The sequence below is a fragment of the Salibacterium aidingense DSM 18341 genome (assembly GCF_000429685.1).
GTDB classification, from domain to species: Bacteria; Bacillota; Bacilli; order Bacillales; family Marinococcaceae; genus Salibacterium; species Salibacterium aidingense.
The window spans coordinates 30221-44362 of record NZ_AUCI01000016.1; the positions used below are offsets into that span (position 1 = coordinate 30221).

Here is a 14142-nt window from a genome sequence, read left to right on the forward strand (position 1 = left end):
GAAAAAATAAAAATGGAAAGATATTCGCAAAACCATTAAAAGCCTAAAAACCCCGAACGATTTTTATGTATCGTTCGGGGTTTTTGTGCATTAGGGTTTATTGCTGTCCCAAAAACTGAGCTGGATTACTGCTCCTGTCACAAGGACCACACAACGTGCGTTTTTCCCCGTCCTCTCTTTTTATCCGAGACTCCCTCTATTCTTCAGAAGGATCCGGATCTTGGGCTTCTCCTGATTCTTCTCCTTCTTCTGGAAGTTCTTCGGGTTCTGCACCCTGCTGGTCTGAGTCGTCCGGGTCTACCTCATCTTCCGGCGTCTCCACAGGAGCTACGGTTGATACTTCTTCTCCTTCCGCCAGGCGGATGAGGGTAACCCCTTGGGCATAACGACCCAATTTTGATATCTCTTGTGCCTGCATTCGGATAAGGACCCCTTGAATGGTCATGATCATAATATCATGATCATCGGAAACGCAGCGCATCGAGACCAGAGACCCGTTGCGTTCGGTAAGGTTGCAAGCTTTGATCCCCTTTCCTCCCCGCTGCTGCATTTTAAACTCATGTATCGGGGTTCGTTTTCCAAATCCTTTATCCGTCACAATCAGCACATCTTTCTCCTCATCGGCAATGTCCATGCCTATGACTTCATCGTCGGCTGATAAAGAGATGGCTTTTACGCCGGTTGCGGACCGGCCCATAAACCGTACATCTTCCTCTCGAAAATGAATAGAAATGCCTTGTTTTGTTCCAAGAATAAGACTTTCATCGCCATGAGTAAGACGGACGCCATACAGTTCATCGTTTTCACGAATATTTATGGCGAACAACCCGCCCTTTCGGATATTGGAAAATGCTGATAGTTTTGTCCGTTTAGCGATTCCCTGTTTGGTTAAAAAGAACAGATAAGCATCGTCCGAAAAAGCTTCTACAGGAATCACTGTACTGATATACTCATCTTTTTCCACCTGCAGCAGATTAATTACCGGTATTCCTTTAGCCGTCCGCTGCAGTTCCGGAATCTCATAGGCTTTTAAACGGTAGACCTTCCCTTTATTTGTAAAGAAAAGGATCGTTTGATGGGAACTTGTCGTAAACAGGTGCTCCACAAAATCATCGTCGTTTGTTCCCATTCCCTGCACACCACGGCCTCCCCGGCGTTGACTGCGATACGTATCAATAGGCATCCGTTTAAGATAGCCGTGATGGGAAATCGTAATTACGACATTCTGTCGCGGGATCAGGTCTTCGTCTTCAATCTGATTTTCTCCGGCCGTAATAACCGTCCGGCGTTCATCATTAAACTTTTCTTTAATCTCCGTAAGTTCCTCTCTAATAATCTCAAGAACCCGTTCTTCACTTGCAAGAATCGCTTTCAGTTCTTTAATCCGCTCGACCAGATCACTGTATTCCTGTTCAATTTTATCCCTTTCCAATCCGGTTAAACGCTGAAGACGCATTTCGAGGATAGCCTGGGCTTGTTCGTGGGTTAATGAGAATTGTTCGATTAAGCCGGTCCTGGCAATGTCGGTGGTCTCTGACCCGCGGATTAAATCAATGACAGCGTCCAAATGATCCAGCGCTGTTCTTAACCCTTCCAGAATGTGAGCCCTTGCTTCTGCTTTTTGCAGTTCAAACGCCGTGCGGCGCTTAATAACAACTTTTTGATGTTCAAGATAATGATTAAGACACTGTTTTAAATTTAATACCTGCGGACGTCCGTCCACTAAAGCCAGAATGTTTATACCAAAGCTTGTCTGCAGAGCTGTTTGTTTATATAAATTGTTTAACAGAACATTGGCGTTGGCATCTTTTTTTACTTCAATGACAACCCGCATTCCGTTTCGATCCGATTCATCCCGAAGATCTGTGATGCCTTCTATTTTCTTGTCCCGGACAAGTTCAGCTATTTTTTCAATCAGCCGGGCTTTGTTAACCTGATAGGGAAGCTGATCGACTATAATAGACTGCTTTCCGCTGTTATTTTCCTCAATATAAGCATTGGCCCGAATAATAATAGAACCGCGCCCCGTCTGATAGGCTCTCTTTATGCCGGATCTTCCAACTATCGCTGCAGCGGTTGGAAAATCAGGACCGGGAATATATTCCATTAAATCAGGGACAGTCATTTCTGGATTTTTACTTAGCGCAAGGACGCCGTCAATAACTTCTCCCAGCTGATGCGGTGGAATATTGGTAGCCATTCCTACTGCAATGCCTGCTGCGCCGTTAACTAACAGGTTCGGGAAGCGGGAAGGCAATACTACAGGTTCTTGTTCGTTTCCATCATAGTTATCCTGATAGTCAATGGTATCTTTATTGATGTCCCGTACCATTTCCAGAGATATTTTGGACATCTTTGCTTCCGTATACCTCATCGCTGCCGCAGCATCTCCGTCGATCGAACCAAAATTACCATGCCCGTCCACCAGCATGTTCCGGTAGCTGAAATCCTGCGCCATTCTTACCATTGTTTCGTATACAGCGGAATCTCCGTGGGGATGGTATTTACCAATGACATCTCCTACAATACGCGCGGACTTTCGATAGGGTTTATCCGGCGTCATGCCGAGTTCATTCATTGCAAACAGGATGCGGCGGTGCACTGGTTTCAGTCCGTCCCGGACATCTGGAAGCGCCCGGCTGACAATAACGCTCATGGCGTAATCCAGAAATGAGGTACGCATTTCCTGACCTATATTTATTTCTGTTACTCTCGATTCATTATCTGCCATACCATAAACCTCCCAATTCTGAGCCATTCTCTGATAGAATGGTCTCTTCAAACAAAGGCGCAGCGGATGCAGCGGCATCCCTGCCTGCTCCCGGTTTCAAGCGCCCGTGAATCTCCCGCTTTCCGGAAGCCGGAGATAACAGACGACGAAACAACCTATTGGTTTCTGCCTGCATCATGCAGGCCCCAAAGACGCTCCCTTCCAATGTTGCGAACGAGTCTTTGGCCGTAAACTCTTCGGATGGAAGTTTGCCTTTATACGTCCAGGTTTTGTACATAATGGGCATTCTCTTGAATAAAATCGCGTCTTGGTTCGACCCTGTCACCCATCAGTGTTTCAAAGATTTCATCAGCTTTCATGGCATCTTCCAAATTCACCTGGAGTACCGATCTCGATTCTGGGTCCATTGTCGTCTCCCATAGCTGGGAGGGGTTCATCTCCCCAAGGCCTTTGTAACGCTGGTAAGAAGGCTTGGGCTGTGCCGGGAGCTCCGCAAGCACCTGCTCCAGCTCGTGTTCCACATAGGCATAGCGGACAGCTTTACCCTGGGTAATCTTATATAAAGGCGGCTGCGCGATATATACATACCCGCTTTCGATCAACGGCCGCATATAGCGGTAGAAAAACGTCAGCAGAAGTGTACGGATATGAGCTCCGTCTACGTCGGCATCTGTCATAATAATCACGCGGTGATATCTTGCTTTTTCTATATCAAATTCATCTCCGATACCCGTGCCAAGTGCGGTGATAATGGAGCGGATCTCATTATTAGCCAGTATCTTATCCAGCCTTGCTTTTTCTACGTTAATGATCTTACCCCGCAGCGGGAGAATAGCCTGAAAATGGCGGTCTCTTCCCTGTTTTGCCGAGCCGCCGGCGGAATCCCCTTCGACAATATAAATCTCGCTGATCGAAGCTTCATTGGAAGAACAGTCCGCCAGTTTTCCAGGCAGGGAGCTGACCTCTAATGCATTTTTCCGCCGCGTTAATTCTCTCGCTTTCTTCGCAGCATCTCTTGCTCTGGAGGCCATTAGTCCTTTTTCCACGATATTTTTGGCTGTCTCCGGATTTTCGGACATAAAACGGGAGAAGTGTTCGGAAAACATAGAGTCCGTCGCTGTTCGTACTTCACTATTGCCAAGCTTCGTTTTTGTCTGCCCTTCAAATTGCGGGTCCGGAATTTTCGCGGAAATGATAGCAGTCAGTCCTTCTCTCACATCATCGCCAATCAGATTGGGGTCATTTTCTTTGAATAAGCTGTGTTTTCTTGCGTAATCATTAATAACCCGGGTTAATCCTGTTTTAAAACCGGATTCATGCGTTCCGCCTTCATGCGTATTAATATTGTTGGCGAACGAGTAAATATTGCTTGTAAAGCTTGAATTATATTGAAAAGCTATTTCTATCTGTAACCCGTCTTTATCTCCCTCGACAAAGATGGGCTGGTCATGAAGAGGTTCTTTCTGGCGGTTCAAATATTCTACGAAAGAAGCAATCCCGCCTTCATAATAGTACTCTACCGTTTCTATTTCTTCCTTTCGTTTGTCATCAAAGGTAATACGAAGCCCTTTGTTTAAAAAAGCCAGTTCCCTTAATCGAGTCGCCAGAATGTCATAATCAAAATCGATATTCTCATCAAAAATCAGGGCATCCGGCTTAAAATGAATTTTCGTTCCATGTTTTTCGGTAGTACCGATAGACTGCACGTCCTGTTTAGGCACGCCCCGTTCATAATTCTGATAATAGACTTCACCGTCTCTGTGAATTTCTACTTCCAGCATTTCCGATAACGCATTGACAACAGAGGCTCCCACGCCGTGAAGACCGCCGGAAACCTTGTATCCGCCGCCGCCGAATTTACCACCGGCGTGTAAAACGGTCATAATTACTTCTACCGCAGGTCTGCCCATTTTTTCCTGGTTCCCTACCGGTATACCGCGTCCATTATCCTGTACGGTAATACTGTTATCTTCTTCCACGGTGATATGAATGTGATCACAATAGCCTCCCATTGCTTCATCGATACTATTGTCCACGATTTCCCAGACAAGATGATGAAGTCCCCGGGTGCTTGTGGTGCCAATATACATTCCAGGCCGCTTTCTTACCGCTTCAAGGCCTTCCAATACCTGAATCTGGCTTTCGTCGTATGAGTATTGCTCTACTGACAATTTATTCACCTTCGCTTCCATCACGAGTTCCGTTTCTTATGGCTCCTTTTTCAGTACAATTCCTGTACGCCATTACGGACTACGTTATGATTCTGCTGTATCCTCACTATCTTCACTGTAGTCGTCAAAATCCGATACCATCTGAGCCCGCCGCTTCAGGGTTAACGTAGATATGGGGGATAAATAAATTTTTTCCGTAGTAACAACCACAGACTTTGATTGTTCCGCAGAAATCCGTTCAATATCATTCTCGTTCCGGGAGGCTAAAAACTGCTGAGTGATACTCGAAGAATCATGAGTATCCTGATCTACGATTGTAATGACGTCTTTCGAACGAATGACGGTATCTCCGCCTAAATGAATAAACATCTGTTCCACCTCATTTCCTTTGCTCCAATGTTCCTGCTTTGGCGATAAATGTAGAGGCCTGCTTCAAGGTATCATGTTCAATTCCATGAACGCTGGTTGTTGTCACAAATGTCTGTACCTTTCCCTGAATGGTGTTTAACAGATGGGACTGCCTGTAATGATCCAGTTCAGAAAGAACATCATCCAATAATAAAATCGGGTATTCCCCGATATTATCGTGTATGAGTTCAATCTCTGCTAATTTCAGGGATAGAGCGGCTGTACGCTGCTGCCCCTGAGAACCGTACGTCTGTACATCTTTATTGTTAATCCGCAGGGTAAGTTCATCCCGGTGCGGACCGATTAACGAAACTCCCCGGCGTATCTCATTCTGCCTGTTTTGTTCAAATTTCCGTTTTACACCTTTTTCTATCATCGACAAATCCATGTCTTCTGATACCTCTGCAGAAGGAGCATACCTAATCTGCAGGTCTTCCTGGTGTTTGGTTATCCGGCTGTGTATCTCATTTGCCCAGTTTTGAAGCAGATGGAGAAAAGAATACCTTTTCTGTATTACTTTCGCGGCTGCCTGGGACAGCTGCTCTGTAAGCACGTCCAACATGACTTCCTGTTCCTGGTCAGGGATAGGAAACATGTTTTTCAACAGCTGGTTCCGCTGTTTTAAAATACGCTGATACATCATTAAGTCATAAAGGTAAACGGAACTTATCTGTCCAATCTCCATGTCAATAAAACGGCGTCTCATCTGCGGTCCGCCTTTTACCAGGTTTAGATCCTCCGGCGCGAACATAACGACGTTACATGTTCCTATATATTCGCTCAGCTTTTGCTGCTCGAGACTATTTATCTTGGTTTTTTTCCCTTTGGTGGAAACGATCACTTCCAAAGAAAGCGGACCATTTTTCCTCTCTATATCCGCTTCAATTCTGGCGAAGTCCTGTTCCCATTGAATTAACTCTTTATCTTTAGAAGTCCGGTGGGATTTTGCAAACGCAAGGACATAGACAGCTTCCATCATATTTGTTTTCCCCTGCGCATTTTCACCAAGGATGACATTCACTTTATCTTCTACATTAAGGGTGATGTCATCGTAATTGCGGAACTGTTTAAGGTGAATCTCTTTAATATGCACAGTATCCCTCTAAGGATAGTTTGAAAAAACCGTAAGTCTGCCGGTTTCCTCAATATCAATTTCGTCTCCGTGGTAAAGTTTTTTCCCCCGTCTCTGTTCAGGTTCGCCGTTAACAAACACTTCAAACTCGGATAAAAACAGTTTTGCCATGCCGCCGGAGTCGATAATAGCCGCTTCCTGCAATAGCTGCCCTAGCGTAATATATTCGGTATCAATCGTTATCGTTTGATCCATCTTGATTCCTCCTGCGTCTGCCGCTCTTGCATTTCCACACGGACTTCCTGTACGAACGACATATGGACTCACTATATATTTTACTAAACTTATAAGGATAACGCCAATAGGAACACGGAAGAAAAACTTCCGACCCCTGCTGTAAAGCAGAAACCTCCAGGTTATTTTTAACCCGGAGGGGATATTGTCGTTTTAATATGTGCGAACGGGAGAAAATAGATGCAGCATTTGATCGTGATCGGAAGGTCTTATGACAAAAGGACTCATCGCTCCGGTGAACATAATATGAACCACTTCGCTGTCAATGACCTTCAACGCGTCAATGATATTTTTTCCATTAAAAGAAATCCTCAGTTCTTCTCCTTCGAGAGAATGACATGTTATACGTTCCGTCACTTTTCCCACTTCAGCCGAGACGGAACTGATTTCTATATCCGAATTCTCCAATGTTTTAAAATTAATGACATTGTTTTTGGCTTCTTTTGACAACAACAGGGCCCGCTCTAACGAATGAAGCAGGTCTTTTGTTGAAATTTCCATCGTCGTTTTGGACTGATCTGGAATCATGTTGCTCGTTACTGGATATTTTCCATCCAACAATCTTGAAAAGAATAATAGATGCTTGAATTTAAATAATACTTGGCTTTCCGTTACAACAATTTGAACTCTTTCGTCGCTATCCTCTAAAATCTGCCTCAATTCGTTTAAACTCTTTCCCGGAATTACCACATTGGACATTTCAAGAAGATCTCCCTCTGATTCTATCGACGCTTTTCTCATAGCAAGCCTGTGACTGTCTGTTGCAGTACAGGTCAGCTGTTCTTTTTCATTTTCCAGGTTTACACCTGTCAACACTGGACGTGTTTCCTGAGTGGACACAGCGAATACAGTTTGTCGAATCATGTCTCTTAATAGGTTTTGAGGCAGTGTAAAAGTCTGGTTTTCTTCAAGATTAGGCAGTCTTGGGTATTCTTCTGGATCCAGACCGTTTAAGTTAAACACCACAGAACCAGAACGGAGAGTAGTAGCAAACTGATCCTGGACAATAAGTTCAATTTCCTCCCCGGGGAGTTTTTTTACAATATCAGCGAAAAAACGGGCCTGAAGAACAATACTTCCAGTTTCTTTAATATCTGCATATTCGGTTTCTTCATCTGCCTGTGGAATAAAGGTTTCAATAGATATATCTGAATCACTGCCGGTCAGGGTGATACCATCTGCCGCCGCGTCGATTTTTATGCCTGTAAGAATTGGAATGGTCGTTCTTGTAGATACAGCTTTATTTACATGCTGCACACTGTGAACAAAAGTTTCCCGTTGGATAACAAAGTGCATACGACATCTCCCTTATATATATTATTATATTTAATAATTTTAGTAGTAATAATCGTAGGTGTTGTGCAAAATGTGGATAATTAAGATAAATGCTGATGCAACAGAGTTATGCACATGTGGAAGGAATGTGTATAACTTAGGGTGTTTCTGCACATCATGTTTTTAACTTGTCGATAACATCTTGAAGATTATTTTGTAATTCTGTGTCGGTATCGAGCATGGAGGCAATTTTTTCATGGGCATGGATAACTGTCGTATGATCTCTGCCCCCAAACTCTTCTCCAATTTTAGGAAGTGAGGACTCTGTCATTTCTCTCGAAAGATACATAGCGATCTGTCTGGCAAAAGCTATGGTTTTTGTTCGTCTTTTAGCTTTTAATTCCTGGACTTGGACACTGAACTGGTCCGAAACGGTTTTTTGAATGTCTGCGATGGTCACTTTTTTTGGTTTGGCGCTTGGAATGATATCTTTCAGCGCTTCTGCGGCAAGGTCAGCGTTCATGTCCTGATTAATCAGGGAGGAATAAGCGACAACCCGGATAAGGGCTCCTTCCAGCTCCCGGATATTTGTATCAATTTGGTTGGCAATATATAACATTACTTCATTTGGTATATCCAGCTTTTCAGCCTTGGCCTTCTTGCGGAGAATGGCGATTCTTGTTTCAAGATCCGGAGGGGTAATGTCCGTGATTAACCCCCATTCAAATCTTGAACGGAGCCTGTCTTCAAGAGTCGGTATTTCTTTAGGCGGCCGGTCACTGGAGATAACAATCTGCTTGCTTTCTTCATGAAGTGCATTAAATGTATGGAAAAATTCTTCCTGTGTTTGTTCTTTCCCTGCTAGAAATTGAATATCATCTATCAATAATACATCGACGCTCCGGTATTTATTGCGGAAATTAACAGCTTTATTATCACGAATAGAATTTATAAATTCATTGGTAAATTTCTCCGAAGATAAGTATACCACCCGTGCTTCGGGGTTATGATCAATCACGTAGTGTCCGATGGCATGCATTAAATGGGTTTTGCCAAGCCCGACGCCTCCGTAGATAAACAACGGATTATAGGCTTTTGCCGGGGCTTCTGCTACAGCCAGAGAGGCAGCATGCGCAAAACGGTTTCCTGAGCCAATAACAAAGGTGTTAAAGGAGTATTTGTCATTAAGCATGCTTTTTGGCACATCATCTGTCTGATTTTCAGCAGGGGCCGGCATCTTCTTCATTTCCTGCTCAACCGGGATATGGTCTTCTTCCCCAGCATCCGGAATGATGAATTTTACGTAGAGCTCTGCTCCGGTAATGTCCTGAAGGGTATCAGAAATCAGCCTGGAATACCGATTTTCCAGCCAGTCTCTGGCGAATTCATTGGGAGCTGTGATAACAATGGTATCCTCTTGAAGTTCAGCAGCTTTTGTCGATTTTAACCATGTTTCGTAGCTGGGTTTGCTCACTTTTTTCTGCATGACAGACAGCGTCTGGTTCCATAAATCTGTAATATTCTCCAATATGTAGTCCCTCCTTTTTCATCGTCTTGTTAATAAAAGGGTATCCAAGGGCAAAGAAAGGCCTCCAACTCTTTAAATATACGGATGGAAGCCTTGCTGATAATAACGCAAAGGTATAGTTTTTGTATAAGGGGAACAGTGTAGTGCTCCATTGGAGGCTGTGCATAATTGTCGAAACGACAATAATATAGTAGAAAAACGGCGCATACACAATGTTCACATGGGTGTGGACAAACTAATTCACCATATGTGGATTCTTATCCACACTCTTATTAACAGATGTGGATAAAACAGAATCATTTTTGACTTATCCAGAGTAAAAACAAATATATCATACCAAAAATAAAAACTAGTGACAACGGCTTTTCGTAAGGTTATCCACATTATCAATACCTTGTGCAAAAGAATTATCAACACCACTATATTATGTGCGTAAGTTGTAGATAATTTTGTCGAAAAAATGTATGTTCGCTATTATTATTTATCCACAAGACGTTGAAAGGTTTATCCTATTTTTTATAGAGGGCGAAGTGGAAGGGAAAGCTTGACAACCCAAAGACATACTCTATATAATTTACGGGAATGTCATTGAATTAGATTCCTCGAGGGAGGTGCAAAATAGAATGGGTAAACCAACATTTACACCGAATAACCGCAAGCGGAAAAAAGTACACGGGTTCCGTGAACGCATGAGTACAAAAAAAGGTCGTCAGGTACTTAAAAACCGGCGTCGTAAAGGACGAAAAGTTATTTCTGCTTAAGACCACTGATCTAACAGTGGTCTTTTTTCCACTATTGGGGCTTTTACATAGGGCTGAACAGAAATGGAGGGGCCTGGGGTGAAGAAAGAATATAGAATCAAAAAGAATCATGAATTCAGCCGCATATTTGAGAAAGGAAAATCGTCAGCAAACCGGCAGTTTGTTATTTATGTTATGGATCATAAAGAGGCTGCTCATTTTCGTGTTGGTCTTACGGTTAGTAAGAAAATGGGGAATGCAGTGACACGGAACCGGATTAAACGGCTCTTGAGAGAAGCATTGCGTGAGCTCGAGGATCAGCTGATGGACGGCAGGGATTATATCATTATTGCAAGAAAACCTGTCGTTCAAATGAATTATGTAGATATCAAGAAAAGCTTAAAGCATGTCATGAATGTAGCCGGTGTGTTAAAAAAACACGATGTTAAAAAATGATTCCTTTATTTCTTCCTTCGTCTCCGCTAAAATATATGAAGGCCTGTTTCATCATGTGTCAGCGTTATCATACGCTTTTACAGGGATTTATAGATTTAAACTTTTCAAGGAGGAACTCTTGTGTACAAGAAAATAGGCGTAGCGGCAATGCTTGCTGCCTTTATGGTTTTAATGACAGGATGTATGGATGTTAATGAACCGATAACGGAGGACAGTGAAGGAATCTGGAATTCGATTTTTGTCTATCCGCTTTCGTGGCTGATCATCCAAATTGCTGAAATGACGGGGGAAGATTATGGGTTATCGATTATCATTGTCACGATCTTTCTAAGAATCCTCATTCTCCCTTTAATGATTAAACAGACAAAAAGCGCAGCGGCTATGCAGGAAATTCAGCCGGAAATGCAGAAGTTGAGAGAGAAATACAGCGCTAAGGATCAACAGACGCAGCAGAAACTGCAGCAGGAAACGATGGAGCTCTTTCAAAAGCACAAAATTAACCCGCTTGCCGGCTGTCTGCCGATTTTTATTCAGATGCCGATTTTAATTGCTTTTTATCATGCGATCATGCGGACAGAAGCTATAGGAGGGCATAATTTTCTTTGGTTCCAGCTGGGACAGCCTGATTATGTTCTTCCGCTCATAGCCGGGGCAACGACCTTTATCCAGCAGAAAATGATGATGGTCTCCGATAACCCGCAGATGAAGATTCTGATGTATATGATGCCGTTTATGATCACAGCCTTTGCCTTCTTTTTCCCATCGGCCCTTGCCCTTTACTGGGTGGTCGGTAACTTATTCATGATTGCTCAAACGTATTTTATTACGGGACCCGGAGCTCGGAAGAAACGAGAAGCGAAAACGGAAGCTAAAGCGGGGGGAGCGAATAAAAAGTGAAAACAGTAAAGGTTTCGGGAAAAACGATAGAGGAAGCAATATCAAACGCGTTGAAGGAACTGGAAACAAAGGAACCGGAGCAGATTGAATACACGGTTCTGGAGGAGCCCAAAAGCGGATTTTTAGGCTTTATCGGTGCGAAACCGGCAATATTGGAGGCTTCTTTAAAACGGGATCCCATCGAAGAAGCGGAACAATTTCTTTTAAACGTTATTGACGATATGGGAGTTCGGGTTCAGGTAGAGAAGCTGAAAGAAGGCAGAGAAACTACATTTTCCCTGACAGGCGAAGATCTTGGAGTGATGATTGGGAAACGCGGAAAAACGCTTGATTCCCTGCAATACCTTGTGAATCTGGTGGCAAATCGGTTTGCGGATCGTCATGCCCGCATTGTACTGGATGCAGAAAATTACCGCCAGAGACGTCAGGAAGCATTGGAGCAGTTGGCGGAACGGCTGGCCTTCAAAGCTGCCCGTTCAGGAGAAAACGTAGTGTTAGAACCGATGACAGCCAGAGAAAGAAAAATCATTCACGCTGCCCTGCAGCGTAACGACGATGTCGACACATATTCAGATGGCACCGAACCCCGGCGTTACGTAGTTATTGCCCCAAAATCTTAATCACGAACCGAAAACTTTACCGAGAAATAAGCACCCGCTGGAAAGCGGGTGCTTTTTTAGGTGGCATATGCGCAAGCTATAGGATGGATGCCCCGAACGTGGAAGGCAGTAGGAGCAGCTGAATTGGGCTTATCCCGTGCGGAAGGACATTTATTCCTCTATTTCTTTGATTGTTCCTATTTTAAAGGGAAGTTGGGACATTTGTTCCGTTATTTCTCCTTTTTAGCGTAAATGAACCGGGCCAAAGCCGGATAGCGGAATAAATGTCCAAAAAAGAGGCTCCGTCTCCCTCATTCTTCCACTTAACGGAATAAATGTCCGCCGGGGACTCTTCCGCAGCGAATGGTAAGAAAGTTTCGGTTTGGTGAATTTAGAGTTCACTCTAGCTGGGATCGTAAGATTGTGGGTAAGTGGAAAAGCTGATAAAAGAGGAGTATAGTTATCCACATGTGGATATTTTAATCTTCACTAAAAGTGGGCTTTATGATATTCTATTATGTTAGGGAAACTAAAAATAATACCATGCTATAGGCAGTAAAAATACAGAAGGGAGGGGAGAAGGATGGAATTTGATACGATAGCAGCTATTTCAACTCCTTCGGGGGAAGGAGCGATAGCGATCGTGCGGGTCAGCGGCGAGGATGCCCTTTCTATTGCGGATAAAGTGTATAAAGGAAAAGAAACGTTATCGAAGGTAGATACCCACACCATTCATTATGGCCATGTCGCCAATCCGGAAACAGAAGAAGTTGTGGAGGAAGTTATGATTTCCGTCCTTCGTGCCCCTAAAACATTTACCCGGGAAGACGTGGTGGAAATCAACTGTCACGGGGGCCTTGTCTCCGTCAATAAAGTACTTGATCTTGTCCTTAGTCAGGGAGCCCGTTTGGCAGAACCAGGAGAATTTACTAAACGGGCTTTTTTAAATGGCAGGATTGACTTATCGCAAGCCGAAGCCGTGATGGATCTAATTCGGGCGAAAACGGATCGGGCAATGAATGTGGCCATGAAACAGGTAGAAGGACGATTATCCGGACGGATCCGCCGTCTTCGGCAGCAGCTGCTGGAAACTGTGGCAAACGTAGAAGTGAACATCGATTATCCGGAATACGACGACGCCGAAACAATAACCCTGGATACTCTGACGGCCCGGGCGGGTGTCGTCCGGGATGAAATAGACAATCTGCTGACGACCGCAAAACAGGGGAAGATTTTAAGGGAAGGACTGGCTACTGCTATTATCGGCCGGCCCAACGTTGGAAAGTCTTCGTTAATGAACAGCCTTGTTCATGAAAATAAAGCCATTGTAACAGAAGTTCCCGGCACCACCCGGGACGTGCTCGAAGAGTATGTTAATGTGCGCGGGGTGCCTTTGCGGTTAATCGATACGGCAGGGATTCGGGAAACCGAGGATATCGTGGAAAAAATCGGCGTGGAACGTTCCCGTCAGGTATTGAAGGAAGCGGAACTTATTCTTTTAGTCATTAATAGTGCAGAAGAGCTGACGAAAGAAGATGAAGCATTGTTTCAGGCGATACAGGGGATGAATGCGGTTGTTATTTTAAATAAAACAGATTTGGAGAAAAATGTGGATGAAGATAGAATCAGGGAGCTGTCCTCCGGGCGACCGGTCATTACGGCTTCTTTATTACAGGATGAAGGGATTGATGAACTGGAGGAGTCCATCTCCCAGTTGTTTTTTGAAGAAGGAGTGGAGACAGCTGATCTAAGCTATCTTTCCAACGCCCGGCACATCGGCCTGTTGAACCAGGCAAAACGTTCCATCAATGATGCATTGGAAGCTGCGGAAATGGAAGTCCCCGTGGATATGATACAGATCGATATCACGAGGGCTTGGGAACAATTAGGAGAGATTGTTGGAGAAAACGTTCACGAAAGCTTGATAGATCAACTGTTTTCCCAGTTTTGTCTTGGAAAATAAAAAGGAGG

Annotated in this window: 13 protein-coding genes; 5 read left to right on the forward strand and 8 right to left on the reverse strand. The window is 44.0% G+C overall.

Annotation, left to right across the window (positions count from 1 at the left end; all coding sequences use genetic code 11):
• Positions 1 to 196: 196 nt before the first annotated feature.
• The 8 genes from gyrA to dnaA form a co-directional block, all read right to left on the reverse strand.
• Positions 197 to 2731 carry a DNA gyrase subunit A gene (gene gyrA, locus G475_RS0115240; protein ID WP_026702018.1) on the reverse strand — a complete coding sequence of 845 codons (2535 nt, stop codon included), beginning with the start codon at positions 2729 to 2731 and terminating at the stop codon, positions 197 to 199.
• Positions 2721 to 3008: a hypothetical protein gene (locus G475_RS0115245; RefSeq protein WP_026702019.1), complete on the reverse strand. Its 288-nt coding sequence runs from the start codon at positions 3006 to 3008 to the stop codon at positions 2721 to 2723. Before G475_RS0115245 ends, gyrA begins: the two co-directional genes overlap by 11 nt.
• The gene (gene gyrB, locus G475_RS0115250; protein WP_026702020.1) at positions 2986 to 4902 is read right to left on the reverse strand and encodes a DNA topoisomerase (ATP-hydrolyzing) subunit B; all 1917 of its coding nucleotides are present in this window, start codon (positions 4900 to 4902) and stop codon (positions 2986 to 2988) included. The genes G475_RS0115245 and gyrB overlap by 23 nt, the downstream gene beginning before the upstream one ends.
• 84 nt (positions 4903 to 4986) lie before the next feature.
• Positions 4987 to 5271, reverse strand: coding sequence for an extracellular matrix regulator RemB (remB, locus tag G475_RS0115255; RefSeq protein ID WP_026702021.1), 285 nt, complete (start codon positions 5269 to 5271; stop codon positions 4987 to 4989).
• 10 nt (positions 5272 to 5281) lie between these two features.
• Positions 5282 to 6403: a DNA replication/repair protein RecF gene (gene recF / locus G475_RS0115260; protein ID WP_026702022.1), complete on the reverse strand. Its 1122-nt coding sequence runs from the start codon at positions 6401 to 6403 to the stop codon at positions 5282 to 5284.
• Between the two features lie 9 nt (positions 6404 to 6412).
• Entirely contained in the window at positions 6413 to 6637 is a 225-nt protein-coding gene (yaaA, locus tag G475_RS0115265; protein WP_026702023.1) for a S4 domain-containing protein YaaA, read from the reverse strand.
• Positions 6638 to 6829: 192 nt separating this feature from the next.
• On the reverse strand, positions 6830 to 7972 hold the full coding sequence (dnaN, locus tag G475_RS0115270) for a DNA polymerase III subunit beta (RefSeq protein WP_026702024.1): 1143 nt from the start codon (positions 7970 to 7972) through the stop codon (positions 6830 to 6832).
• A gap of 154 nt (positions 7973 to 8126) precedes the next feature.
• The gene (gene dnaA / locus G475_RS0115275) at positions 8127 to 9479 is read right to left on the reverse strand and encodes a chromosomal replication initiator protein DnaA (protein ID WP_026702025.1); all 1353 of its coding nucleotides are present in this window, start codon (positions 9477 to 9479) and stop codon (positions 8127 to 8129) included.
• 623 nt (positions 9480 to 10102) lie between these two features.
• On the opposite strand from dnaA, the gene rpmH reads away from it, so the two are divergent.
• The 5 genes from rpmH to mnmE all read left to right on the forward strand — a co-directional run bounded on the left by rpmH (position 10103) and on the right by mnmE (position 14134).
• Complete coding sequence (gene rpmH / locus G475_RS0115280) at positions 10103 to 10240, forward strand: 50S ribosomal protein L34 (protein ID WP_026702026.1); 138 nt, start codon at positions 10103 to 10105, stop codon at positions 10238 to 10240.
• A 78-nt stretch (positions 10241 to 10318) separates the two neighbouring features.
• Positions 10319 to 10675, forward strand: coding sequence for a ribonuclease P protein component (rnpA, locus tag G475_RS0115285; protein ID WP_026702027.1), 357 nt, complete (start codon positions 10319 to 10321; stop codon positions 10673 to 10675).
• A gap of 120 nt (positions 10676 to 10795) precedes the next feature.
• Positions 10796 to 11572 carry a YidC family membrane integrase SpoIIIJ gene (gene spoIIIJ, locus G475_RS0115290; RefSeq protein ID WP_026702028.1) on the forward strand — a complete coding sequence of 259 codons (777 nt, stop codon included), beginning with the start codon at positions 10796 to 10798 and terminating at the stop codon, positions 11570 to 11572.
• Positions 11569 to 12192, forward strand: a complete 624-nt coding sequence (gene jag, locus G475_RS0115295; RefSeq protein ID WP_026702029.1) for an RNA-binding cell elongation regulator Jag/EloR — start codon at positions 11569 to 11571, stop codon at positions 12190 to 12192. The genes spoIIIJ and jag overlap by 4 nt, the downstream gene beginning before the upstream one ends.
• A gap of 562 nt (positions 12193 to 12754) precedes the next feature.
• Positions 12755 to 14134, forward strand: coding sequence for a tRNA uridine-5-carboxymethylaminomethyl(34) synthesis GTPase MnmE (mnmE, locus tag G475_RS0115300; protein WP_026702030.1), 1380 nt, complete (start codon positions 12755 to 12757; stop codon positions 14132 to 14134).
• Positions 14135 to 14142: the final 8 nt, after the last annotated feature.

Excerpts from the sequence above, each read along its gene's own strand:
- mnmE (WP_026702030.1), top strand. The coding sequence starts at position 12,755 with ATGGAATTTGATACGATAGCAGCTATTTCAACTCCTTCGGGGGAAGGA.
- dnaN (WP_026702024.1), bottom strand. The coding sequence starts at position 7,972 with ATGCACTTTGTTATCCAACGGGAAACTTTTGTTCACAGTGTGCAGCAT.
- G475_RS0115245 (WP_026702019.1), bottom strand. The coding sequence starts at position 3,008 with ATGTACAAAACCTGGACGTATAAAGGCAAACTTCCATCCGAAGAGTTT.
- gyrA (WP_026702018.1), bottom strand. The coding sequence starts at position 2,731 with ATGGCAGATAATGAATCGAGAGTAACAGAAATAAATATAGGTCAGGAA.
- rpmH (WP_026702026.1), top strand. The coding sequence starts at position 10,103 with ATGGGTAAACCAACATTTACACCGAATAACCGCAAGCGGAAAAAAGTA.
- yaaA (WP_026702023.1), bottom strand. The coding sequence starts at position 6,637 with ATGGATCAAACGATAACGATTGATACCGAATATATTACGCTAGGGCAG.
- remB (WP_026702021.1), bottom strand. The coding sequence starts at position 5,271 with ATGTTTATTCATTTAGGCGGAGATACCGTCATTCGTTCGAAAGACGTC.